The sequence below is a fragment of the Streptomyces winkii genome (genome assembly GCF_032248595.1).
Classification (GTDB): Bacteria; Actinomycetota; Actinomycetes; order Streptomycetales; family Streptomycetaceae; genus Streptomyces; species Streptomyces winkii.
Window position 1 is genome coordinate 73,831 of sequence record NZ_JASTTH010000001.1, and the last position, 21,807, is coordinate 95,637.

23 protein-coding genes are annotated in these 21,807 nt (G+C 70.4%); 14 read left to right on the forward strand and 9 right to left on the reverse strand.

The genetic code is table 11. The annotated features are described in order from the left end of the window. Positions 1–24 precede the first annotated feature (24 nt). Entirely contained in the window at positions 25–1,191 is a 1,167-nt protein-coding gene (locus QQM67_RS00340) for a mandelate racemase/muconate lactonizing enzyme family protein (protein WP_314171375.1), read from the forward strand. Between the two features lie 160 nt (positions 1,192–1,351). Next, positions 1,352–2,692, forward strand: a complete 1,341-nt coding sequence (locus tag QQM67_RS00345; RefSeq protein WP_314171376.1) for a cation:dicarboxylate symporter family transporter — start codon at positions 1,352–1,354, stop codon at positions 2,690–2,692. Between the two features lie 350 nt (positions 2,693–3,042). Here QQM67_RS00345 and QQM67_RS00350 read toward each other — a convergent pair whose 3' ends face one another. Together QQM67_RS00350 and QQM67_RS00355 are read right to left on the reverse strand one after the other, a co-directional pair. Next, positions 3,043–3,852 carry a hypothetical protein gene (locus tag QQM67_RS00350; RefSeq protein WP_314171377.1) on the reverse strand — a complete coding sequence of 270 codons (810 nt, stop codon included), beginning with the start codon at positions 3,850–3,852 and terminating at the stop codon, positions 3,043–3,045. Positions 3,853–4,137: 285 nt separating this feature from the next. Further along, positions 4,138–4,662: an AAA family ATPase gene (locus QQM67_RS00355; RefSeq protein WP_314171378.1), complete on the reverse strand. Its 525-nt coding sequence runs from the start codon at positions 4,660–4,662 to the stop codon at positions 4,138–4,140. Between the two features lie 202 nt (positions 4,663–4,864). Between QQM67_RS00355 and QQM67_RS00365 the strand changes: the two genes are divergently transcribed. Continuing rightward, positions 4,865–5,284, forward strand: coding sequence for a VOC family protein (locus QQM67_RS00365; RefSeq protein ID WP_314171379.1), 420 nt, complete (start codon positions 4,865–4,867; stop codon positions 5,282–5,284). A 212-nt stretch (positions 5,285–5,496) separates the two neighbouring features. Then, positions 5,497–5,712 (forward strand): EF-hand domain-containing protein, encoded by a 216-nt coding sequence (locus QQM67_RS00370; RefSeq protein ID WP_277400611.1) that lies wholly within the window; start codon positions 5,497–5,499, stop codon positions 5,710–5,712. Between the two features lie 87 nt (positions 5,713–5,799). On the opposite strand, the gene QQM67_RS00375 is transcribed toward QQM67_RS00370, so the two are convergent. Further along, positions 5,800–6,375: a dihydrofolate reductase family protein gene (locus QQM67_RS00375; RefSeq protein ID WP_314171380.1), complete on the reverse strand. Its 576-nt coding sequence runs from the start codon at positions 6,373–6,375 to the stop codon at positions 5,800–5,802. A 123-nt stretch (positions 6,376–6,498) separates the two neighbouring features. Between QQM67_RS00375 and QQM67_RS00380 the strand changes: the two genes are divergently transcribed. From QQM67_RS00380 to QQM67_RS00400, 5 genes are all read left to right on the forward strand, one after another. Continuing rightward, a complete protein-coding gene (locus QQM67_RS00380; RefSeq protein ID WP_314171381.1) occupies positions 6,499–6,693 on the forward strand; it encodes a hypothetical protein in 195 nt (64 codons plus the stop codon). 110 nt (positions 6,694–6,803) lie between these two features. Next, entirely contained in the window at positions 6,804–7,556 is a 753-nt protein-coding gene (locus QQM67_RS00385; RefSeq protein WP_314171382.1) for an alpha/beta fold hydrolase, read from the forward strand. Next, positions 7,556–8,818: a cytochrome P450 gene (locus tag QQM67_RS00390; RefSeq protein WP_314171383.1), complete on the forward strand. Its 1,263-nt coding sequence runs from the start codon at positions 7,556–7,558 to the stop codon at positions 8,816–8,818. The genes QQM67_RS00385 and QQM67_RS00390 overlap by 1 nt, the downstream gene beginning before the upstream one ends. A gap of 83 nt (positions 8,819–8,901) precedes the next feature. Next, the gene (locus QQM67_RS00395; protein ID WP_314172186.1) at positions 8,902–10,131 is read left to right on the forward strand and encodes a Tm-1-like ATP-binding domain-containing protein; all 1,230 of its coding nucleotides are present in this window, start codon (positions 8,902–8,904) and stop codon (positions 10,129–10,131) included. Then, on the forward strand, positions 10,121–10,948 hold the full coding sequence (locus tag QQM67_RS00400) for a phosphoenolpyruvate hydrolase family protein (RefSeq protein WP_314171384.1): 828 nt from the start codon (positions 10,121–10,123) through the stop codon (positions 10,946–10,948). The genes QQM67_RS00395 and QQM67_RS00400 overlap by 11 nt, the downstream gene beginning before the upstream one ends. A 30-nt stretch (positions 10,949–10,978) precedes the next feature. Here QQM67_RS00400 and QQM67_RS00405 read toward each other — a convergent pair whose 3' ends face one another. Further along, the gene (locus QQM67_RS00405; RefSeq protein ID WP_314171385.1) at positions 10,979–11,314 is read right to left on the reverse strand and encodes a putative quinol monooxygenase; all 336 of its coding nucleotides are present in this window, start codon (positions 11,312–11,314) and stop codon (positions 10,979–10,981) included. A gap of 105 nt (positions 11,315–11,419) precedes the next feature. Beyond that, positions 11,420–12,451 carry an AraC family transcriptional regulator gene (locus QQM67_RS00410; protein WP_314171386.1) on the reverse strand — a complete coding sequence of 344 codons (1,032 nt, stop codon included), beginning with the start codon at positions 12,449–12,451 and terminating at the stop codon, positions 11,420–11,422. Between the two features lie 102 nt (positions 12,452–12,553). Here QQM67_RS00410 and QQM67_RS00415 point away from each other — a divergent pair, with 102 nt between their 5' ends. Together QQM67_RS00415 and QQM67_RS00420 are read left to right on the forward strand one after the other, a co-directional pair. Continuing rightward, positions 12,554–13,309, forward strand: a complete 756-nt coding sequence (locus tag QQM67_RS00415; protein ID WP_314171387.1) for a class I SAM-dependent methyltransferase — start codon at positions 12,554–12,556, stop codon at positions 13,307–13,309. Positions 13,310–13,465: 156 nt separating this feature from the next. Then, entirely contained in the window at positions 13,466–14,008 is a 543-nt protein-coding gene (locus tag QQM67_RS00420; RefSeq protein ID WP_314171388.1) for a DUF1707 SHOCT-like domain-containing protein, read from the forward strand. A 121-nt stretch (positions 14,009–14,129) separates the two neighbouring features. Here the strand turns inward: QQM67_RS00420 and QQM67_RS00425 are convergent, their stop codons facing one another. The 3 genes from QQM67_RS00425 to QQM67_RS00435 form a co-directional block, all read right to left on the reverse strand. After that, positions 14,130–15,302: an NAD-dependent formate dehydrogenase gene (locus QQM67_RS00425; protein WP_314171389.1), complete on the reverse strand. Its 1,173-nt coding sequence runs from the start codon at positions 15,300–15,302 to the stop codon at positions 14,130–14,132. 106 nt (positions 15,303–15,408) lie between these two features. Further along, positions 15,409–16,338 carry a LysR family transcriptional regulator gene (locus QQM67_RS00430; RefSeq protein ID WP_314171390.1) on the reverse strand — a complete coding sequence of 310 codons (930 nt, stop codon included), beginning with the start codon at positions 16,336–16,338 and terminating at the stop codon, positions 15,409–15,411. Between the two features lie 154 nt (positions 16,339–16,492). After that, positions 16,493–17,293 carry a TetR/AcrR family transcriptional regulator gene (locus QQM67_RS00435; RefSeq protein ID WP_314171391.1) on the reverse strand — a complete coding sequence of 267 codons (801 nt, stop codon included), beginning with the start codon at positions 17,291–17,293 and terminating at the stop codon, positions 16,493–16,495. A gap of 462 nt (positions 17,294–17,755) precedes the next feature. Here QQM67_RS00435 and QQM67_RS00440 point away from each other — a divergent pair, with 462 nt between their 5' ends. Next, positions 17,756–18,664 carry an SMP-30/gluconolactonase/LRE family protein gene (locus QQM67_RS00440; RefSeq protein WP_314171392.1) on the forward strand — a complete coding sequence of 303 codons (909 nt, stop codon included), beginning with the start codon at positions 17,756–17,758 and terminating at the stop codon, positions 18,662–18,664. A gap of 116 nt (positions 18,665–18,780) precedes the next feature. Continuing rightward, positions 18,781–19,770, forward strand: a complete 990-nt coding sequence (locus QQM67_RS00445; protein WP_314171393.1) for an LLM class flavin-dependent oxidoreductase — start codon at positions 18,781–18,783, stop codon at positions 19,768–19,770. A 78-nt stretch (positions 19,771–19,848) separates the two neighbouring features. Here the strand turns inward: QQM67_RS00445 and QQM67_RS00450 are convergent, their stop codons facing one another. Beyond that, complete coding sequence (locus QQM67_RS00450) at positions 19,849–20,379, reverse strand: helix-turn-helix transcriptional regulator (protein ID WP_314171394.1); 531 nt, start codon at positions 20,377–20,379, stop codon at positions 19,849–19,851. Between QQM67_RS00450 and QQM67_RS00455 the strand changes: the two genes are divergently transcribed. Further along, positions 20,300–21,739, forward strand: a complete 1,440-nt coding sequence (locus tag QQM67_RS00455; protein ID WP_314171395.1) for a hypothetical protein — start codon at positions 20,300–20,302, stop codon at positions 21,737–21,739. The two genes, QQM67_RS00450 and QQM67_RS00455, sit on opposite strands and share 80 nt — an antisense overlap. Positions 21,740–21,807 lie beyond the last annotated feature (68 nt).

Genomic DNA, 21,807 nt, shown 5'->3' on the forward strand with positions numbered 1-21,807 from the left:
TATAAGATATGAGAAAGGCCTCGAGTGAAGATCACTGCTGTCTACGAAGGCACCATCCCGATCAGCTCCTCAATCCGGAACGCATGGATCGACTTCAGCGCGATGGACTGCTCGATCGTGGCGATCGTCAGCGACGTCATCCGTGACGGAAGGCCCGTCGTGGGGTACGGCTTCAACTCCAACGGCCGCTACAGCGCGGGGGAGATTCTGCGCCGGCGCATCCTGCCGCGGCTGATGGACGCCGAGCCCCGCAGCCTGCTGGACGAGCAGGGCGGGCTGGATCCCGCCAGGGCTTGGGAGATCATGCTGCGTAACGAGAAGCCCGGCGGACACGGGGAACGTTCGGTCGCGGTCGGTGTGGTGGACATGGCGCTGTTCGACCTCGCTTCCAAGATCGCGGACAAACCGCTGTACCGGTGGCTGTCGGACCGCTACGGCGACGGCGAGCCCGACGACTCGGTCTTCGTCTACGCCGCTGGTGGCTACTACGCCCCGGGCAAGTCCCTGAGTGATCTGCAAGACGAGATCCGCGGCTTCCTCGACCTGGGCTACGACGTCGTCAAGATGAAGATCGGCGGCGCCGACCTGGCGGAGGACCTGCGGCGCATTGAGGCCGTCATCGACGTCCTGGACGGGGACGGGTCCCGCCTTGCCGTCGATGTCAACGGCCGCTTCGACCTGGCCACCGCGCTGGAATACGGACGGGCTATCGAGCCCTACGGCCTCTTCTGGTACGAGGAGATCGGCGACCCACTGGACTACCGCCTCAACGCCGTGGTCGCCGAGAACTACTCCGGCCGGATCGCCACCGGCGAGAACCTCTTCTCCCTCCAGGACGCCCGCAACCTCATCCGTTACGGCGGCCTCCGCCCTGACCGGGACGTCATCCAGGTCGATCCCGCGCTCAGCTACGGCCTGGTGGAGTACCTGCGCATCCAGGACATGCTGCGTCAGCACGGTTGGTCCTCACGCCGCTGCATCCCGCACGGCGGACACCAGTTCTCCCTGCACATCGCCGCCGCCCTCAAGCTCGGCGGCAACGAGTCCTATCCCGGCGAGTTCCAGCCCACCGGCGGCTTCGCCGACGACGCAGTCGTCGAGAAGAGCCAGGTCGGGCTCACCGACATCCCGGGGGTTGGCTTCGAAGGCAAGGCGGCCTTCTACAGGGTGCTGCGCGAGCTGCACAGCTGACCGAATCGAGCCCAAGCCGCCCGAACGACCCAGAGGTTCAGGCCACCAGCGCCCAATTGCATCTGCGCACCGCACACATCACCCGAGACGGGGACTGCCTCTCGTCCCCTGCACTTCACAGGACAGGGATCTTCAGCGTCATCGCAAGGGAGCACGAACCATGACATCCACCACCGCCTCCGACCGCCCGCAGCGGTCTCGGCTGAGCCGACTCATCCGTGAGCTGTGGTTCCAGGTGGTGCTGGCCGCAGTCCTCGGGATCGCCGTCGGCATCGCAGCACCCGGCTTCGGAGAAGCCCTCAGTCCGCTCAACGACTGGTTCATCGCACTGGTCAAGATGATCGTGATACCCGTCGTGTTCTGCGTGGTGACCACCGGCATCGCCTCCATGGACAACCTGCGCAAGGCGGGCCGGATCGGCGTGAAGGCGATCGGCTACTTCCTCGTGCTGTCGCTGGCATCGATGCTGATCGGGCTGGTCGTCGCGAACGTCTTCCAGCCCGGCGCCGGGTTGAACGTAGACCCCTCGACGCTGAACACGGACGACGTCCCCAAGACCAGCGAAGAACACGCCACCTTCACCGGGTTCATCTCTTCCCTGATCCCCACCTCACTGTTCGGCGCGATCACGGGGGACGCGATCCTGGCTGCCCTTCTGGTCTCGATCGTCTTCGGCATAGCGCTGAACATGGCCGGGGAGGAGGCGGCCCCACTGACCAACGGCATCCGCGCCTTGTCGGATGTGGTGTTCCGGATCGTCGGCTGGGTGATGCGGCTGGCTCCTGTGGGCACCTTCGGTGCCCTGGCCATGGTGGTCTCCACCTACGGTGCCGAGAGCCTGAAGCAACTCGCCTATCTCATCATCCTGTTCACCGCGACCTGCATCGTCTACGTCCTGGTGCTGCTGGGTGCCATCATGCGGGTCTGCGGCCTCGGACTGTTCGCTCTCATGCGGTTCCTCAAGGCCGAACTGCTCGTAGCGCTCAGCACCTGCTCCAGCGAGGCCGTCCTGCCGCAGCTCGTACGCAAATTGGAGACCCTCGGGATCGGTCGGCCGGTGGTCGGCATCGTCATCCCCTCCGGCTTCTCGTTCAACCTTGACGGCTCCGCGGTCTACCTGACGATGGCCTCCATGTTCATGGCCCAGGCCGTCGGCATCGATCTGTCCTGGCAACAGCAGCTGGTCATGGTGGGCGTCATGATGCTCACCAGCAAGGGCACTGCCGGCATCGCCGGCGGCGCGTTCATCGTTCTCGCCAGCACCGTCACCGCAGTCGGCCACATCCCCCTGGCCGCCCTGGCACTGATCGTCGGTATCGATCGCATCCTCAACGAGGGCCGTGTCTTCATCAACGTTCTGGGCAACGCCATCGCCACCATCGTGATCGGCAAGTGGGAGAACGACTTCGACAGCACCCGAGCCCGCTCCATGCTCTATCCCAAGAAAACGCCCGCATCATCGGAAACAGCCGATGGAACCAAGGTCGCCGCCGGCACCTGACCAAACGGCTCTCCAGCGACTTCTTAGACCCTGCGCAGCCTCTGGGATTCACCACGGTTGCCGTACGTCTCCGCTCTACAGCGCGCGGAGTGGCCTCGTTCCGATCGCGGAACGAGGCCACTCCGCGAAGTTAATGTGCATGGTGATCCGCTGAGCGTCGTTCTGGGCAGGCCCGACTGGAATCAAGTACTCCGCCGAGAAACGTCGCCGGACAATCGGTGATACCGCTGCTGGTCTCGGCCCGGGAGGGAATCCTGGACCGTGACAAGTACGGGAGCGCGCGGGGCGCGGGACTGGACGCTTTCGAACCGGAGCCGCGGGCCGCTGCCGCGGCGGCGTAAGTCGCGGTTCTACTGGGACGGCTCGCCGACTCCCCTGGCCTCTCCGGAGGTCGGGGGAGTGTCAGGAGACGGGTCGTCGAGCGGCAACGGCTCGAACGACGACCTCGTATCAGACCCGTAGGGGTCCAAGAACGAGATCAGCTCACCGAGCGCGTTGTGTATCTGGATCAAACGGAGCCTGCCGGCGTTCCGGTCAGCGGCGAAGCGGCCGAAGTCCTCGATCAGCGGCGCGAACCATCGGCCGAAGTCGGGGTTCTCGCGGATCTCGTGATGGAAGCGCAGGGCGGAGATGACTCGGTTGGGGTCTCCTGGTGAGGTGTGCGGGTCGATCATCAGGTCACCCAGCACCCAGGTCTCCCCGGTCCACAGCTGGAACGTCCAGTCCTCGGTCTCCGCGGTGATCGCTGCGGACACGGCCCCAAGGAGCCGCATGAGTTCACGGTTGTGCTCCCGGCTGCCCACGTCCAGATAGCGCGGCTCCTGGTGCAGCACCCGCGACCATCCGAGGTAGCAGCCGATGCGGTAGAGGGTGTCGTAGAGGTAATAGTCGACGTCCCGTTGGTGCCGGTACCGGTTGGCAGCCCCTTCGGCGGGCCGGTCCAGCCGGCCGCCCAGGTCCCTCTCCACCGCATGCGCGAGCCGTGTTCGGAGCGCCGTGGCGGCCTGCAACAGCGGCTCGGCGTAACGGCCGACCGTGTCGCGACGGGCTTCCTCGCGAACGCCACGCTGCCGTCGCTGCTCGAACAAGGCGCCCAGCACCACAGTCGCCACGGCACTCGCCAGCGACACCGCAGCGGCCACCCATGTCACTGCATCCATCTCAACCCAGCTCAATACACGGCCTGCGCATGCCCTCATTGTGGCGCCCCGTATGAAGCTTCGGCGGCCGGTCGGGCTGCTCAAATAGGCGCGCCCATGGCGCACTTGAGGTCGGCCGAGTGACTTTTAGCTGTTGCCATGGGGCGACATACGTGCTGGGTGTGCGGCGGCGAACGTCGCCGGGGAATCCGTGATACCGCCGCTGGTCTCGGCGCGGGAGGGAATCCTGGACCGCGACAAGTAGGGGAGCGCGCGGGGCGCGGGGCTGGACGCGTTCGACGGCCATCAACTCTTGACGGCTTCAGCGATCTGCTGGGCGGCCTGGGCGGGCGTGAGGTGCGTGGTGTCGATGACCTCGGCCTCGCCGTGCAGCCACGTGCGGGCCGCCTCGGCGTAGGGCTCCAGATACTCGAGACGGAACGGTGAGTCGGGGCCGATGACTGTGTCTCCGGCGATGCGCGCGCGGAGGGTGTCCTGGTCGGCGTGGAGGACGAAGTGCCGTACCGGAATGGCATGTCGGGCGAGGCCCGTGCTGATCTCGCGCCAGTACTGCTCGACCAGGACGGTCATGGGCATCACCAGGGTGCCGCCGGTGTAGTCGAGTACGTGGCGGGCGGTCTCGACCACGAGCGGGCGCCAGGGCGGCCAGTGCTGGAAGTTGCCCGTCTCGGGCAGGCCCGGCGTGATGTCCATGAGTGTCTCGCCGACCTTCTCGGCGTCGAACACCCGTGAATCCGGGATCAGTTGTTGCACGAGTGCGCTGGTCGTCGTCTTGCCTGCGCCGTGGGTGCCGTTCAGCCATACGATCACGGGACCAAACGCTAGCGCTGTACGGGCTGCGCGAATGGGCTCAGCGGAATCCCGTACGGCTTCGGCGTTTCCCAGGTTGGTCAGCCGTTCGACGTCCCCGAGCGGCATGCCGTCTTCGACACCTTCGACCTGGTCGAGCAGACCCTCGTCTCGCACCACTTCACCCGCGACGACGACAGTCGCCCCTGGAATACTCGACGACATGCGCGGACGACCCAGCCACGAGCCCGGCACTCCTCGCATGTCGAGACACGACTGGTGGGGCGTGGTGCTGGAGGCGCCGGATCCGCATGCGCTGGCACGGTTCTACTCAGACCTGCTGGGCTGGGAGATCGCCAAGCAAGACGCTGAGGGGGCGGCGATCGCACCGCCGGAGGGCGTCGTCTACATCGCCTTCCAGTTCTCGGAGGAGTACGTGCCTCCGGTCTGGCCCGCCCAGCAGGACGCCCAGCGGATCACGATGCACCTTGACTTCGAAGTCGTCGATCTGTCGACAGCAGTGGCGCACGCGCTCGAACTCGGTGCCCGGGAAGTCGGTCACCAGCCGCAGGACGACGTCAGGGTGTTGCTCGACCCGGCCGGTCATCCCTTCTGCCTCTACTTGGATGGCTCCGATGACTAGCTGGCTTTGAGCCGTGGCCTCGCCCTGCGACACGTCGTCAAACCGCGGGCCGCACCAGCCTCCGCCGACAGTCTGGATCAACCGCTGCCTGGAGACCGCCGAAGCCTGGCCCGGACTTCAGCGGGCGTCCCGCTTCCCCGTGCTGCTCAGGGATCGTTGCGCAGTAACATCGCACAACATCCAACGAGGAAAGGCGAACTCACGTGGTGGACATGAAAGCGGCTGCGCGCAAGGTCTTCGATGCGTACGACCTCGACGGTGACGGGCAGATAACTGCCAAGGAGTACCAGCAGGTCGTCGCCGAGCTGCGCGGCGAGCACCTCACCGAGGAGCAGGCGCAGCAGTTCATCGACGTACTCGACACGGATGGCGACGGCACGATGTCGTTCGAGGAGTTCTGGGCGCCGATGCAGGGCGGCGCGGACTGACCACGGGCGTTCCGGCACCCCGCGCGCGGCGCCGGGGCGGTGGCGGCGGCCAACTTCCGTGCTTTCTCCGGAGGTTCGGGGGCGGCCTCAGTGGCGCGTGGGCCGGTAGATGAGCTCCTGGATGTCGGCGTCGAGCGTGCGGTTCTCGAGCAGTCGCAGGTCGAAGTCGGCCGCACCCTGGAAGACCGGGTCCAGGCCGCTCTGACCGGTGATGACGGGGAAGAGCGTTACCTGCACGAAGTCGACCAGGCCCGCGGCCATCAGGGCGCGGTTCAGCGACAGGCTGCCGTGCGAGCGCAGCGGCACCTCGGATTCCTCCTTGAGGCGGGCGACGACTTCGACGGCGTCGCCGCCGGCGAGGGTCGCGTCCGGCCAGTCGAGAGGTCCTTCGAGCGTCGCCGACACCACCGTCGCCGGCAGGTTCCTCATCCGTGTGACCCAGGGGTCGCGCACCTCGGACTCCTCGGTGCTGGAGGCCAGCATCCGCGTGAACAGCCGGTACGTGCCGGCCCCGAAGACCATCCGCTGCTCCGCGCTGTAGAGGGCGAGGCGGCGGTCGAGCAGCTCGGGTCCCTGCTTGCCCCAGTAGCCGGTCCAGTCGCCGCCGGCGGCGCCGTAGCCGTCGAGGCTGGAGAAGACGTCGAAGGTGTAGGTGGCGGTCATGTCGGTCTCCTCGAGTGCGGTCGGTCGATGGGGATACAGACCGGGACGACTGCGAAACTCATCGCCGCAGGACGGGGCGCAGCGTTGCGAAGCCCGCGCTCACCCACCAGTACGGAGGAACCAGTGACCGCTGAGGGCGATGCCGACCGCCGGGAGCGGTACGCGATGGCGCTGTACGCGACGCTCGGGTTCTCCGCCGAGCGCCACCCCTGGGCGAGCCTGGCCCCTGCCCGGCGGGAGGTCTGGTACCGGCGGGCCGACGCGGCCATCGCCCTGGCGGACGAGGAGATCGCGGAGGCCGTACGCGCCTCGGAGTGAACCCTGCCCGCGTCCCGAGCGGCGGGCTGGCCGCGACGGTGCCGTGTTCCCCGGCCCGGGCCTTCGTCCTAGCATCGCCGGAGTCCCAACTCGGCGGCGGAGGGCGGAACATGAGCATCGAGCGTGTCGGCACCGGAGCGCACACCGTGCTGGTTCTGCACGGCTGGTTCGGCTCGTCGCGGTCCTGGCAGGCCCTGCTGCCGCACCTGAACCGGGAGGCGTTCGGCTACGTCTTCCTGGACTACCGCGGCCACGGCGACCGTCGCGGCGAGACGGGCCGGTACTCGATCGCCGAGGCGGCGGGCGACGTCCTGGCCGCGGCCGACGAACTCGGCGCAGACCGCTTCTCGTTGCTCGGGCACTCGATGGGCGGATCGGTCATGCAGCGCGTGTACGCCGACGCGCCGGAGCGGGTGAGGGCGCTCGTCGGTGTGTCGCCGGTGCCCGCGAGCGGTGTGCCGTTCGACGAGCAGAGCCGGCAGTTGTTCGACGGCGCCGCCGACAGCGCCGGCAGCCGACGGGCGATCATCGACTTCACCACCGGGAACCGGCTCACCGGCACCTGGCTGGACGCCATGGTGCGGCACTCGCTGGAGCACTCCGACCGCGACGCGTTCGCTGCCTATCTGCCCGCGTGGGCGGACACCGACTTCCACACCGAGATCAAGGGCAGCGACGTACCGGTCCAGGTGATCGCCGGGCGGCACGACCCCGCGCTCGGCGCGGAGACCATGCGGGCGACCTTCGGAGCCTGGTACCCGAACCTCGAACTTGAGATCTTCCCCGACGCCGGGCACTACGCGATGGACGAGTCCCCGGTGGCCCTCGCCACCTGCGTCGAGCGCTTCCTCAAGAGCCACTGATGGCCGAACCCGCCGCGGGACCCGATGTGTTCGACCCGCGCGTGTTCGCGCGCGGCATCCCGCACGACGGCTTCCGGCGCCTCCGCGACGAGGCGCCCGTCTGCCGGCAGGACGAGCACGAGGTGGACGACTGGCCGGCCGGGCCGGGGTACTGGGCCGTCACCCGCTACCAGGACGTCCGTGACGTGCTGCGCGACCCCGCCGTCTACTCGTCCTGGCTCGGCGCCACCCAGATCCGCGACCCCGCCCCCGACGACCTCGACTTCATCCGGCGGATGATCCTCAACATGGACCCGCCCGAGCACAGCCGGATCCGCCGCCTGGCCGCCGCGGTCTTCACCCGGCGGCGCCTGGAGCGGTTCACCGAGCAGATCACGGCACGGGCCGCCGCACTGCTGGACGCGGTCGCCGGGCGCGGGAGCTGCGACCTGCCCGTCGAGGTCACCGACGACTTCCCGCTCGCCAACCTCGCCGAGCTGCTCGGCGTACCCGCGTCCGACCGCGGCCTGCTGCTGAAGTGGACGAACAGGGTCATCGGCTACCAGGACCCCGAGCACGCCGACGTCGTACGCGACGCCGACGGGCGGCCCGTCGACCCGCGCTCACCCGCGATGCTGCGCGACATGTTCGACTACGCGCACGAACTCGCACGGCACAAGCGCAGCCACCCCGCCGACGATCTGATGACCGCGCTGGCCACCGCCACCGTCGAGGACGGCCGCCCGCTGACCGGGGAGGAATTGGCCATGTTCTTCTTCCTCGTCGTGATCGCCGGCAACGACACCGTGCGCAGCGCCCTGCCCGGCGGCGTCCTGGCCCTCCTCGAACACCCCGGCGCCTACCGGCGGTTGCGCGCCGACCCCGGCCTCGTACCGTCGGCCGTGGAGGAGATGCTGCGCTGGCACCCGCCGGTGCTCAGCTTCCGCCGCACGGCCGCCCGGGACACCGAACTCGCCGGGCAGCGGATCGCGCGGGGGGACAAGGTCGTCGTCTACCACGCCTCCGCGCACTTCGACGAGCGCGCCTTTCCCGACCCGTACCGGTTCGACATCACCCGCACGCCCAACGACCACCTGGCCTTCGGCCAGGGCCCCCACATGTGCCTCGGCGCGCACTTCGGCCGCATGCAGATGCGGATCTTCTTCTCCCAACTGCTCGCCCGCCTGCCGGAGTTGGAACTCGACGGGCAGCCGGTCCGGCTGCGTTCCAACTTCATCAACGGCATCACCCACCTGCCGGTGCGCTGGACTCCGGCCTCTTGAGCGGGGGCGACCGTCCGGCCACAGTATGAGGCGACCGTCCGGCCTCATGAGCGAACCGCAGGAGGAGCGCCGACGTGGCAGTGATGTTGTTGGGGTCCTTGGACACCAAGGACCGTGAGTACGCGTTCGTTCGCGACCTCGTCGTCGAGCGGGGACTCGACGTCGTGCTCGTCGACACGGGAGTGCTGGGGACATCGGACCTCGCCGCGGACGTGACGGCCGCCGCCGTCGCCGAGGCCGCGGGAACGAGCCTGGAGGCGCTGAGGGCCCGGCGCGACCGAGCGCACGCGCTGGCGTCGATGGCCGCCGGTGCCAAGGCCGTTGCTGAGGATCTGCACGCACGCGGCAGGCTCAGCGGTGTGCTCGCCCTCGGCGGAAGCGGCGGCTCCTCGATCGCCGCGACCGTCATGAAGGCGCTGCCCGTCGGTCTGCCGAAGCTGCTCGTCTCGACGATGGCCGCCGGTGACGTCTCCGCCTACGTCGGCACGTCCGACGTCACGCTGATGTACAGCGTCGTCGACATCGCCGGCGTCAACTCGATCTCCCGTGAGGTCCTCGCGAACGCGGCGGCGGCGATCGCAGGGATGGCCTCCGCGTACGACGACCGGCGACGTGCCGGCGACGCGCCGCAGGACAAGCCGCTCGTCGCGGCGACCATGTTCGGCGTCACCACGACCGCCGTGGAGGCGGCGCGGCGACGACTCGAAGAACTCGGTTACGAGGTGCTGGTGTTCCACGCGACCGGCTCTGGCGGACGCACGATGGAGGCGCTCGCGGCCGAGGGTCACCTCGCGGGCGTGCTCGATCTGACCACGACCGAGATCGCCGACGAGGTCGGCGGCGGCGTGCTGTCCGCCGGCCCGGACCGGCTCACCGCGGCGGCCACGGCCGGCGTGCCGCAGGTGGTGAGCCTCGGTGCGCTCGACATGGTGAACTTCGGCCCGCGGAGCACCGTTCCGGAGCAGTTCGAAGGCCGCACGCTGCTGGCCCACAACGAGGCGGTGACGCTGATGCGGACGAGCACGGCCGAGTGCGCCGAGATCGGCCGCGTGGTGGGTACGAAGCTCGCCGCGTCGACCGGCCCGGCCGCGCTGTTCGTACCGCGAGGAGGATTCTCCGCCCTCGACGCTCCGGGCAAGCCGTTCTGGGATCCGGAGGCGGACGCCGCGTGTGCCGGCGCCGCGCTCGCGGCGGTCGACGGCAGCGCCGTCGAGGTGGTCGACACCGAACGGCACGTCAACGACGCCGAGTTCGCGGAATCGGTCGCCGACCATCTGCACCGACTCATTCAGAGGAAGCGCCATGAACCGTGATGAGGCACTCGCCGCCTTCCGCAGCCAGCTGGAGGAGGGTCGGCTGATCATCGGTGCCGGCGCCGGCACCGGGCTGTCCGCGAAGGCGGCCGAGGCAGGCGGCGTCGACCTGCTCATCGTCTACAACTCGGGGCGCTTCCGGATGGCCGGACGCGGCTCGCTGGCCGGACTGCTGCCGTACGGCGACGCCAACGCGATCGTGATGGAAATGGCCGGCGAGGTGCTGCCCGTCGTCGAATCCACGCCCGTCCTTGCGGGTGTCTGCGGCACCGACCCGTTCCGCCGGATGCCGTGGTTCCTCGACCAGGTGCGCGCGATCGGGTTCACCGGCGTGCAGAACTTCCCGACCGTCGGGCTCATCGACGGCGTCTTCCGCGCCAACCTGGAAGAAACCGGCATGGGCTTCGATCTCGAGATCGAGATGATCAGGCTCGCCGCCGAGCGCGAACTTCTCACCGCTCCCTACGTGTTCGACGCGGACCAGGCCGTCGCCATGGCGCAGGCCGGTGCCGACATCATCGTTCCGCACCTCGGCCTGACGGCGAAGGGCAGTATCGGCGCCAGGACGACGATCAGTCTCGACGAGGCCGTCGACCGCATCCAGGAGATGCGCGACGCTGCCGTCGCCGTGTCGCCCCGCATCCATGTGCTGTGTCACGGGGGGCCGCTCGCGGAGCCGGACGACGTGCGGTACGTCCTGTCCCGGACGCGGGGCATCACCGGCTTCTTCGGTGCCTCGTCGATGGAACGGCTGCCCACGGAACGCGCCATCGCCGCGCAGCTCCTCGCGTTCAAGCAGCTTCCCGCCGCCGACTAGCGGTGAGCGGGCCGGTGTTGAGCTCCGGCTCTAGGAACCTGCGCGCTCGACGGACATCTCGCCGAGCTCCGACCAGTCGTCCTGGTCGATGTTCGCGTTGATGATCCGGGGAGTCTCGGCGAGATGCGGGGGCAGTTCGCGCTGAGCGGTCTTGAAGTGCTCGGAACCGACGTGCGCGGCACCGGCCTTGTCGTCGCGGAACGCCTCGACCAGTACGTACTCGGTCGGGTCGTCGATGCTGCGGGACCAGTCGAACCACATGCAGCCCGGCTCCGCGCGGGTCGCCTCGGTGAAGTCGCGTGCGATGTCGGGCCAGCGGTCCGCGTGTTCGGGCAGTACCCGGAACTTCGCCGTAATGAAGATCATGCTGCTCTCTCCCTGGTCTGGAGGTTGCCGGTGGGCCGCTGTACGGGGAACTGGTGCAGTACGGGGAACTGGTGCCGGCAGCCGGCGAATTGAAGGCGGCGCTCCTCAGCCGGCCGACCGCCTGCCAACATACATATCCGGCGTGCGGCGCCGGAGGTCGACCTGAACGGACTCCGCCGGGCTTGCCATGGTCCGGCGCCATCGCTGCGGGGTGGTGCCGTAGCGGGCCCGGAAGCGGCGGACGAGATAGGTGGCGTCGCGCAGGCCGGTCCGGGCGGCCACGGCGTCGAGCGGCAGGTCGGTCTCGCGCAGCATTCGCCGGACCTCGGTCATGCGCCGCTCGGTGATCCATTCCAGCAGGGGGCGGCCGGTGCGCCGGCGGAGCACGGTCGTCAGGTGCCCCGGGGTATAGCCGAGCGCACGGGCGACGTCCGCGGCGGAGACCGGCTCGCGGAACCTCTCCTCGATCTCGGCGAAGACCCGGTCGACGAGCGGGTCCGGCGTGCCAGGTGCGGGCGGCGCCAGCCGCGCGGCCGCGACCAGGATCCGGGTGAGGAGCGCGGCGACGGCCTCGTGGGCGCCGAGCCGGTCCGGGTCGGCGAGCTCCTCGGCCAGCTCCGCCATCCAACCCGACCAGCTCGCACGGCCGGGCTCGGCCGCCCGGCAGGGCCCCGCTCCGGGCGCGAACAGAGCGAGCAGTGGATGGTGTGCCCAGGCCAGCGGCGAGACGGAGGCCAGAGCGGGAACCGCGTCCGGCGTGAACGCGACCGACCACGCGCGGCTGTGGGCGAGTCCGGTGACGGAGGCGACGCCGATGACCTGCCCGGGCGGCACGGCGTGGACATCGCCCGCGCGCAGCGGCCGTTCGGCGCCGTCGACGGTGAACGAGCCCGCGCCTTCCTCGACGTAGACCAGGACGAAGAAGTCGTGGGCGTGCCGGTGGTCCGGTGGAAGGTGTGCGTGGGCGGCCGCGGTGTCGAAGCGGGTCACCCACACGGGAGGCACGCCGGGCCGCTGCCGGTAGCGGTAGACCGGCGTGCCGTCGGGGCGCACCGTGCGCAGCGTCGACGGGACCCCCGTCGACAGGACCCCCGTCGACGGGACTTCCGTTGAGTCATCGACCGAAGAATGTCCCATGCCGACCAACGTACATCCTGCTCGGCGACCGCAGGATGTCCAAGACTGGGAGGTGAGGAGACCGGGTCTGTCCGGCCCGGCACAGAGCAGAGGGAGCGCCCCATGGCGACGACGGCCGACGTACGGATCCTCGACCAGCGCACCCCGCAGGAGCGCGACCGCCCGTTCCTGCCGGGCATGGGGAAGCCCTGGCTTCTCCCGCTCTACGACGTCTTCACGCGAGCCGTCGGAGTGCGCGCCCTGCACGAGCGGGTCGCCGGACTCGCCGCCGTCGAGCCCGGCCAGGCGGTGGTCGACGTCGGCTGCGGAACGGCCAACCTGTCGCTCACCGTGCTCGCGGCGCAGCCGGGGGCCCGGGTGACCGGGCTCGACCCCGACGGGGCGGCACTGCGCCGGGCCGCGCGCAAGGCACGCCGCCGCGGCGTCTCCCTCACCCTCGTACGGGGATACGCGGACCGGATCCCCGGCGAGGACGCCTCGCTCGACCACGTGATCTCGTCGCTGGCCCTGCACCACGTCGATGACGACGGCCGGGTCGCGTTCGCGCGCGACGCGCTTCGTGCCCTGCGGCCGGGCGGGAGGGTCACCATCGTCGACTTCGGCGGGCCGGCATCCGAAGGCGAGGAGGGCGGACACTCCACCCACGGCCATGCCCGCGGCCTGGTCCACGCCCTGCGGCACGTTCCCGGCCTCATGCGTTCCCGGGTCGCGCACAACCCGGTCGTGGCCCGCAACCACGGCGACGGCATCGTCGCGCTGCTGGCCGGGGCCGGGTTCGGCGACGCACGGGAAGTCGCGCACGCCGACCTCCGGTTCGGCCGGGTCACCTTCGTACAGGCAACGCGTCCTCAGAGCTGAATCGCGTAGCTGAAATCAGCGACAGCGCGGCGCGGGTACGGACGCGTGGCTCGCCAACTCCCCTGATCTTCGAAGCGGTTGGGGGAGTCGGCCGTTGCGGGGGCCCGTCGCGGACTGGGCAGAGGCGCAGCGCCCGCGCGGCACTAAGGTGAGACCGTGACCTCCCTGCCGGAAGACCCGACGTCGCTGGTCGGTGACGACGACCGCGACACCGCCGTGCGGCGCGTGCAGGAGGCGTACACCGAAGGGTGCATCTCCCACGAGGAGATGGACGAGCGGCTGCACCGGGCGCTGAGCGCTTCGACGCACGGCGAGCTCGCGTCGGCTCTCGTGTCGCTCCCCGAGAAGGACGCGGGCACCGCGTCCACGATCGGCGCCGCCAGCGGGCGGACCCGGCGGCGCGGTGCGTGGCGGGTGCCGCGGACCCTCAAGGTCGAGTCCGCGTTCGGACATGTGCGTCTGGATCTGTCGCGGGCGGTCGTCGAGCATCCGGTCGTCGACATCGAGCTGCAACTGGGCACCGGCGGGGCGAAGATCACGGTGCCCCGGGACGCGGTCGTCGACGTCGAGGGTCTGAGCACCGTGTGGAAGGACCCGCGTTACAAGCCCCCGCGGAGCTCCGGCCCGGGTGGGCTCAGGGTTCGCGTCTCCGGGGCCATGGGGTTCGGGCGGTTGAAGATCCGCCACGCGAGGCGCTGAGGGTCCCGGCATTCGGAGCTCCGCCGGGCTCCGCGTGGCTACTCGGCGGCTCCCTCGGCGACACCCCTCGACCACGCCGTCCATGCCTGGCCGAGGGCGTCTGCCGGAGCCGAGCCGTGGCTCAGGCGCCGCCGCCGGCCGTGACCGAGTAGGAGTGTGCTCCGGCGCCCGCCAGGCCACCGCCGTCGGTGATGAGGTACTCCTCGCGGATGGGCGTGCCGGCGAGCCAGGCTTCGAGGATCTCGCGGGTACCGGCCGCGTAGCGGGCCTGCGCGGAGAGCGTGGAGCCGGAGACGTGGGGTGTCATGCCCTGGTGGGGCATGGTGCGCCAGGGGTGGTCTGCCGGTGCGGGCTGGGGGAACCACACGTCGCCCGCGTATCCGGCCAACTGGCCGCTGCGCAGGGCACGGTCGACGGCGTCGCGGTCCGCGATCCTCGCGCGGGCGGTGTTGATGAGGTACGCGCCGCGCTTCATGGTGCCGAGCAGCTCGTCGCCGAAGAGCCCTTCGGTCTCGGGGTGCAGCGGTGCGTTGATGGTCACGACGTCGCAGTGGGGCACCATGTCCGCCGCCGAGGCGTGGAACGTCAGACCGAGCTCTTCTTCCACATCGGCCGGCAGGCGGTGCCGGTCGGCGTAGTGCAGCTTGACGTCGAAGGGGGCGAGGCGGCGGAGCACCGCGAGGCCGATGCGTCCGGCGGCGACCGTGCCGACGTGCATGCCTTCGAGGTCGTAGGCGCGCTGGACGCAGTCGGCGATGTTCCAGCCGCCGTCCAGGACGACTTGGTGGGACGGCAGATAGTTGCGTACGAGGGAGAGCGTCATCATCACGACGTGCTCGGCGACGCTGATGCTGTTGGAGAAGGTGACCTCGGCGACCGTGACGCCGTGTGCGATGGCCGCGTCGAGGTCGACGTGGTCGGAGCCGATGCCCGCGGTGACGGCGAGCCTCAGGTTCGGAGCCTTCGCGATGCGGTCGGCCGTCAGATAGGCGGGCCAGAACGGCTGGGAGATCACGACGTCCGCGTCGGCGAGTTCGCGGTCGAACTCCGAGCCGTCACCGTCCTTGTCGGAGGTCACGACCAGGGTGTGGCCGCGGCTCTCCAGGAAGGCGCGCAGGCCGAGTTCGCCGGAGACGCTGCCCAGCAGGCTGCCCGGGGTGAAGTCGGTGTCGTGCGGGGAGGGGGTCGTCTGCCCGTCGGGGTAGCGGTCGATGCGGGGCAGGTCGTCGCGGGCGTACGAGGCCGGGTATCCGTCGACGGGGTCGTCGTACAGCACACAGAGAACCTTGGCCATGGCGCGGGCTCCTCGTCGTCGAGGCGGGGTGCGGGACGGTCTTCACGGTCCTCGCGCGGCGCCGGGACGGTCAAAGGAATGTCTTCTATGCGGGGATAGCGGCCCCCTATGACTCCAGGTGCGCCCTGAGCAGGGTGTCGAGCGCGTCGCGTACGCCTGCCCCGCCCGCGACCGTCAGCAGTGCGCGCACCATCGCGGACTCGCGCTCGTGCGCCGTGACGACGAGGCCGACGCTGGAACGGTGGGCCGCGGCGTGCGCCAGCCGGACCACGCGCATCCCGGCCGGGATGCCGAACATATGCAGCCAGGCATGGGAGATGACGCTCGACCAGCGGCCGGAGGCGAGGTGCGCGTAGAGGCCGTCGACGGTGTCGGTCTCGACGGCGGGGGAGGCGGTGGCCTTGTCGGCGGCGAAGAGTTCGTCGAGGATCCGGCGGTTGCGCATCCTCCGGGAGAGCAGCACCAGCGGAACCTGCGCCGCCTGGGCCCAACTCACCTCCGGCTGCGTGGCGTACGGCCCGTCCACCGGCGTGAGCAGCAGATATCGCTCCTCGTAGAGCGGGAACTTGCGTACGCCCTGCAAGGCGTCGTCGTCCAGATACGTGAGGGCGGCGTCGATCTCGTACTCGGCCAGCCGCCGCATGATGTCGCGTGACGACAGCGACTCCAGCTCGACGGTCACCTGAGGGTGGCGCTCGCACAGCGGCGTCGTCAGCAGGGACGCGACGGTCATGGCGGTCGGGATGGCCCCCAGCCGCAGAGTCCCCGTCAACTGGCCGCGCATCTCGGCGAGTTCCTGCTGGAGCGCGTCGCGCTCGTGGAGGATGATCCGGGCCCGGCGCAGTACGCGCTCGCCCTCCGGGGTCAGCCCCTCGAAGCGGGCGCCGTGCTGGACGAGCGGTACGTCCAGGTCGCTCTCCAGCTTCCGTATGCCTGCCGACAGCGAGGGCTGGGAGACGAAGCACGCCGCGGCGGCGCGCGCGAAGTGCCGTTCCCGGGCGAGCGCGACCAGGTATTCCAACTGGCGAAGCAGCATGACTCAGCATGTGCCCGCGCGCGGGCCCCAGTCCAGAGCGGTCGCCGCACGTGCCCGTCCTGACGGCGCAAGTCCCTTGCATCGACGGGGAGTACGACACCTGGGGCCTCGCTGTTGCGTCACGGGGACCGCGCCAGAGCACGCCATCGCCGCTTCAGGCCGGCGGCCTCGGACGCGGCATGGGGTTCCCGGTCGCGCGTTCCACCGGGGGCTGCACCGCGCCACGCCAGTGCGCGCCGCCGGACTTCCGGCCGTTGCCCTGCCGCGACGACCCCGCGGGCTGCTCGCCCGGCGCGGCGCTCGTCACCATCTTCAGCGCGAGGTCGGCGTAGAACTCGCCCAGTTCCTCCGGGGAGTCGGGCCCGTCCAGCCGGTACCAGCGGACCAGGTCGATGCCGAGTGAGAGCGTGCCGCGCACGACCCTGTTCACGTCGACCTGCGCGAAAGCGCCGTCCGCGACGCCGCGGGCGACGACGTCGCGGAACACCTCGTTGGTACGGCGGCGCAGTTCGCGGATCTCGTCGTAGTGCTCCGGGGTCAGCCCGTTGAGTTCGTACTGGCAGACTCGCGCCGCCACATGGTGGCGCGCGTGCCAGGCGGTGTACCGCTTCATGATCAGGCGCAGCCGCTCCGCGGCGCCGGCTGCCGCCTCGACCTCGGGCACCTGTACGTGCGCGAGGGCGCGCTCGTGGCCGATCCGGGTGATCTCGTAGAGGACGAGTTCCTTGGACGGGAAGTGCACGTAGAGCGCGGCAGGACTGAGCCCGACCCCGGCGGATATGTCGCGCGTGGTCGTGGCGTGGAACCCGTTGGCCGCGAAGCAGCGGACCGCGGAGGCGAGCAGGCCGCTCGCGACGTCCCCGAACTCCCCGCGCCACAGCTCCGGGGACTGGTCCTGGAGGCGGGGATCGTCGTCCATCTCCTGCGGTGTGAAGCGGGCCTGCCGTTTGGCCATGCCGAGACGCCCTTTCCTGCGCTTCCGTACCGGTTCGGGCTTCGCTGCCGACTCCGCCCCGGCCCTGCTGCGGCCCGGCCCCGGCCCGGTCACGGCTCGCATGCGGTGACTGCCTGATGCGGTGACTGCCTGGTGACGCCCTGCGCGACGAGTGCCTTTGGAATGTGTACCACGGGCGCATGACTGGGCGCTTAGTCAACTCCCGGCACGGACAAGCCCCCAGGGCGGCCACGAGACCACCGCAGACGGCCTTCTTCAACACCGGTCTGTCAGGGCTCTTGACGCCGGACTGAGACGGAATGACTATGCGCTTAGTCAGTCACGGCACGGCACGACGGCTTTCGGCAGGCGGCCGTCGTGCGACGTGCTCGCTCTCCGGAGCGCCCCCGGACGAGCCCTCCGACCTGCCGGCCACGGCGTACGGGACGACGTACGGAAACGACGTACGGGAACGAGGTCACGATGGAGGAAGGACAGCCCCCGACCCCGGAGTTGGAGGTCGTGCTGGACGGATACTCCTACCTGGAGTGCCCGCGGTGGCACGACGGCCGGTTGTGGGTCTCGGACTTCTACACGAACAAGGTCGTCTCCACCGACGGCCGCGGCGGAGTCGAGGTCGTGGCGGACGTGCCCGGCCAGCCGTCCGGACTGGGCTTCCTGCCCGACGGGCGCGCGCTCATCGTCTCCATGCGGGATCACCGGCTCCTCGTCCGTGAGGAGTCGGGAGAGCTGACGCAGCACGCCGACCTGTCCGGCGCCGTCACCGGGGTGCTCAACGACATGGTCGTGGACGAGCACGGACGCGCCTTCGTGGGCAACTTCGGCTTCGACCTCATGGGCGGGGCCGCGCTGCGCTACACCACCCTCACGAGGGTCGACGCCGACGGCACGGTGTCGACGGCGGCGAAGGACCTCGGCTTCCCCAACGGCATGGTGATCCTGCCCGGCGGAGTGCTCGTCGTCGCGGAGACGTTCGCCGGCAGGCTGACCGCCTTCGACATCGGCGAGGACGGCGAACTGAGCAACCGGCGCGTGTGGGCGCAGTTCGGCGAGACGCCTCAGACCGAGGACGTCGGCGAGGCCGTGGAGCGTCTAGAGGTCGGCCCGGACGGGATCTGCGCGGACGCCGACGGCGCGATATGGGTGGCCGACGCACTCCACGCCCGCGTCATACGCGTCCAGGAGGGCGGCGACATCATCGACGAGATCCCCACCGGCACCGGCGTCTTCGCCTGCATGCTCGGCGGCGACGACGGCCGCACCCTGTACCTGTGTGCCGCGCCCTCCTTCCCCGAGCACGAGCGCAGGCCCGTACGCGAAGCCCAACTGCTCGCGGTGCGCGTCGAGATACCGCACGCGGGCCTGCCCTAGAGCGGCCCGGCCCGGCCCGGCCCGGCCGGGCCCGGCCTTACGCCTTGCGGCGCGGGCCGCGGGGCCTCCGCCCGATCCAGCCGTCCATCCGATCCGACATCTGAAATGGAGGGGCCGTGGATGTCTCCTGTGCTTTCCCGACCGCCCTCGACTCGCCGGACAACATAGCTCTGGCCGAACGACTGGGGTACGCGCGGGCGTGGGTCTACGACACGCCTCAGCAGAGCCCGGACGTGTGGATGACCCTCGCGCTGGCCGCCGAGCGGACCGAGAGGATCGGCCTCGGCCCCGGCGTGCTCATCCCGAGCCTGCGCCACCCGATGGTCAACGCCGCCGCGACCGCCACGCTCGCCGAACTGGCGCCCGGCCGGGTCGCGGTGGCCTTCGGCACCGGGTTCACGGGCCGCCGCGCCATGGGATACCGCGCGATCACCTGGTCCTTCATGGACTCCTACATCCGCGCCTACCGCGCGCTGCTGCGGGGAGAGATCGTCGAATGGGAGGGCGCGCAGATGCAGATGCTGCATCCCGACGGACACGCGCCCGCCCGTCCCGTCGACGTACCCGTGCTCATCAGCGCCCTCGGGCCCAAGGGGCACGAGGTGACCAAGCAGCTCGCCGACGGGCTCTATGTGACGCTCCAGCTGCCGGAGTTCATGAGCGAGTACTCGTGGGTGCCGAACCTCGTATGGGGAACGGTGCTCGACGAGGGGGAGGCCACCGACTCCGAGCACGCCCGCCTGAGCGGCGGACCGGGCTGGGCCCTGGCCTACCACGGGGCCTACGAGTTCGGCGGTCCCGCCGCGGTGCGTGAACTCCCGGGCGGCGACGAGTGGATGGACGTCGTGGAGCGGGCCCCCGAGGGGCAGCGGCACCTCGCCGTCCACGAGGGCCACTGCGTCGAGCTCAACGAGGCCGACCAGGCCGCGTGGAAGGCGGGCGGTCACGGGATGCTCCAGGACGTGACGGTCAGCGGCACCCCCGACCAGATCCGGCGCCGCCTGGACGACTTCGCCGAGCGCGGCGTCACGGAGGTCGTGTTCCAGCCGTGCGGCCCCGACACCCGCGCCGAGCTCGAACGCTTCCTGGAGGCGGCCACGCCCTGATCCGGCCGATGCCGGGGCCGCGGGTCCGTGCCGCGTGCGGTGCGCAGTCAGCGGCGCAGCGACCGGAGTCCTGCGCCGCTACAGGTCTTCGGGCCCGATCAGACGGTCCTCGATGGCCCGCGCCACGAGGTTGGTCTTCGTCCGCGCTACGCGGCCGGCGTTGGCGTACTTGATGCGTACGCGGTCCAGATAGGTGCTCACCGTGCGCGCCTGGATTCCGAGCTTCCTCGCGACGAGCTCCTTCGACTCGGACTGGAACCACTCGATCAGTACGTCCCGTTCGCGCCGGGAGAGGCGTGGGCGGTCCGAGCGTGTGTTGGTGCCGAAGGCTCCCGCCAGTCCTGGAGGCGTGTCGCGCTCTTCGACCGATCCGTCCTGCGGCCTGCCAACTGACCTCTCTCCGCGCGGAGTCGGCCTCCCTCGGTCCCCACGGCACCTGACAGATCGAGACGAGGGGGATACCATCCCGGGCGATGACGACTCACATTGTTGACAGATTGGGGGTCCCGTCCGCGCAAGGTGAGCGCTGATGCTCACTGAGACCGCGAACGGGGATTCCCGCCTTTCCCTCTGGCGGCGCGTGCGTGAGTTCGCCGTACCGCCGTCCATGATCGAGACAGCGACCGCCCGCCGAAGCGTCGGCGACTGGGCGGGGGCGTGCGCCGCCGCAGGCATCGACGTCGACCTCGATCTCCGTTCCCTGGCGCGTGGTTCGGGCCGGGAGATCGCATCCCGGATCCGCGCGGACCTTCGCCGTCTCGCGCCCGATCTGTTGCGCTGGCACATGCCGAGGGTCGCTCCCGACGGGCTGCTGCGCCCGGGGCTGACCCTCACGCTCGCGCGGTACGGCACCGCGGGGCGTGACGGCGAGGGCCCGGTGCACCTGGTGGTGCGTACTCCCCCTGCCTGGGCGGACGGCGGCCAGCGGATGAGCCTCGCGCTGTGGAACGGATCGCGGGACGAGGACGGCACGCGCGGCCATCCGCATCCCCGTCCCAACCGGCGATTCCGCCTCGATCTGCACCGGCACCTGTGGGACGCGCGCAGGGCCGAGGAGCTCGCGGGCCGGTCCGGCGCCCGACGCCCGCCCATGGACGGCGGCTTGGCGACGGATCCCGATCTGCCGGTGAGCGTGCCTCCGGGGCACCGCTGCGCGGTCGACCGGTGGGCCGCCGAGGCGGCGATTCTGCTTCAGGCCGAGGGACGGTCAACCGGCGGCCTCACCGTACGGTTCGGGGCACGTCAGCGGCTGGTCCTGGACCTGGCGGCAAGCAGAACCCGGCCCGGGACGCGCGAGTTGCGGGCCGCCGACGGGGGCGCCTCCACGCCCGGCGGTGCCTCCGCGCTGCCGGTTCTGCCCGACGCGGCGACCTGGGTGCTGCCCGACCTGGAACTGATCCGTGCCGGTCTCATCGAGGCCGACCGGCTGCACCCGCTGGTCTCCTCCGCGCTCGTACCGGATCGTCCGACGACCGTGTCAGCGGGCGCCGGATCCAGGTCCGGGGACGGGGGAGCGGGACGGCCACGCCTCGTGCGGTGCCGGGGAGCCGAGCACCAAATCGGCCTGGTCGACGGGGTGCTGGCCCCTCTGGATCACGACCCGGCCGAGATCCGGCGCGAGGAGCTTCTGGCCGCCCTGGGCGGCACCCCGCTGCCCTGCCTGCGGGCGATCGACGAGGCACACCGCCGCCCGGACTGCCTCACCGGCGTCCGCGAGCGCCTGGATCACGGCGACACCGCCGGGGCCCTGGCCGTTGTCGAGGGCCTGCTGGGCTCCGACGCGACACTGCGCAGCGGTCCGCTGCGGGACGAACTGGCGGCGGCCGCTCAACGCCGCGTCTCCTACGGGCTGTTCAGGGCGGGCCTGGCCGAGCCCGGACCCGCCCGCAACGCCCCGGAGCGACGCGGCACCCGTGACCGGCGCTCCCGTGACCGCCGCGCCCTCCCACGCCACGCGACCTCCCGCTGACCGACCGGGGCCCGCGGGGGCCCGACGCACCGTACTCACCCCGCACGTCACGAACGCACCCGCACGTC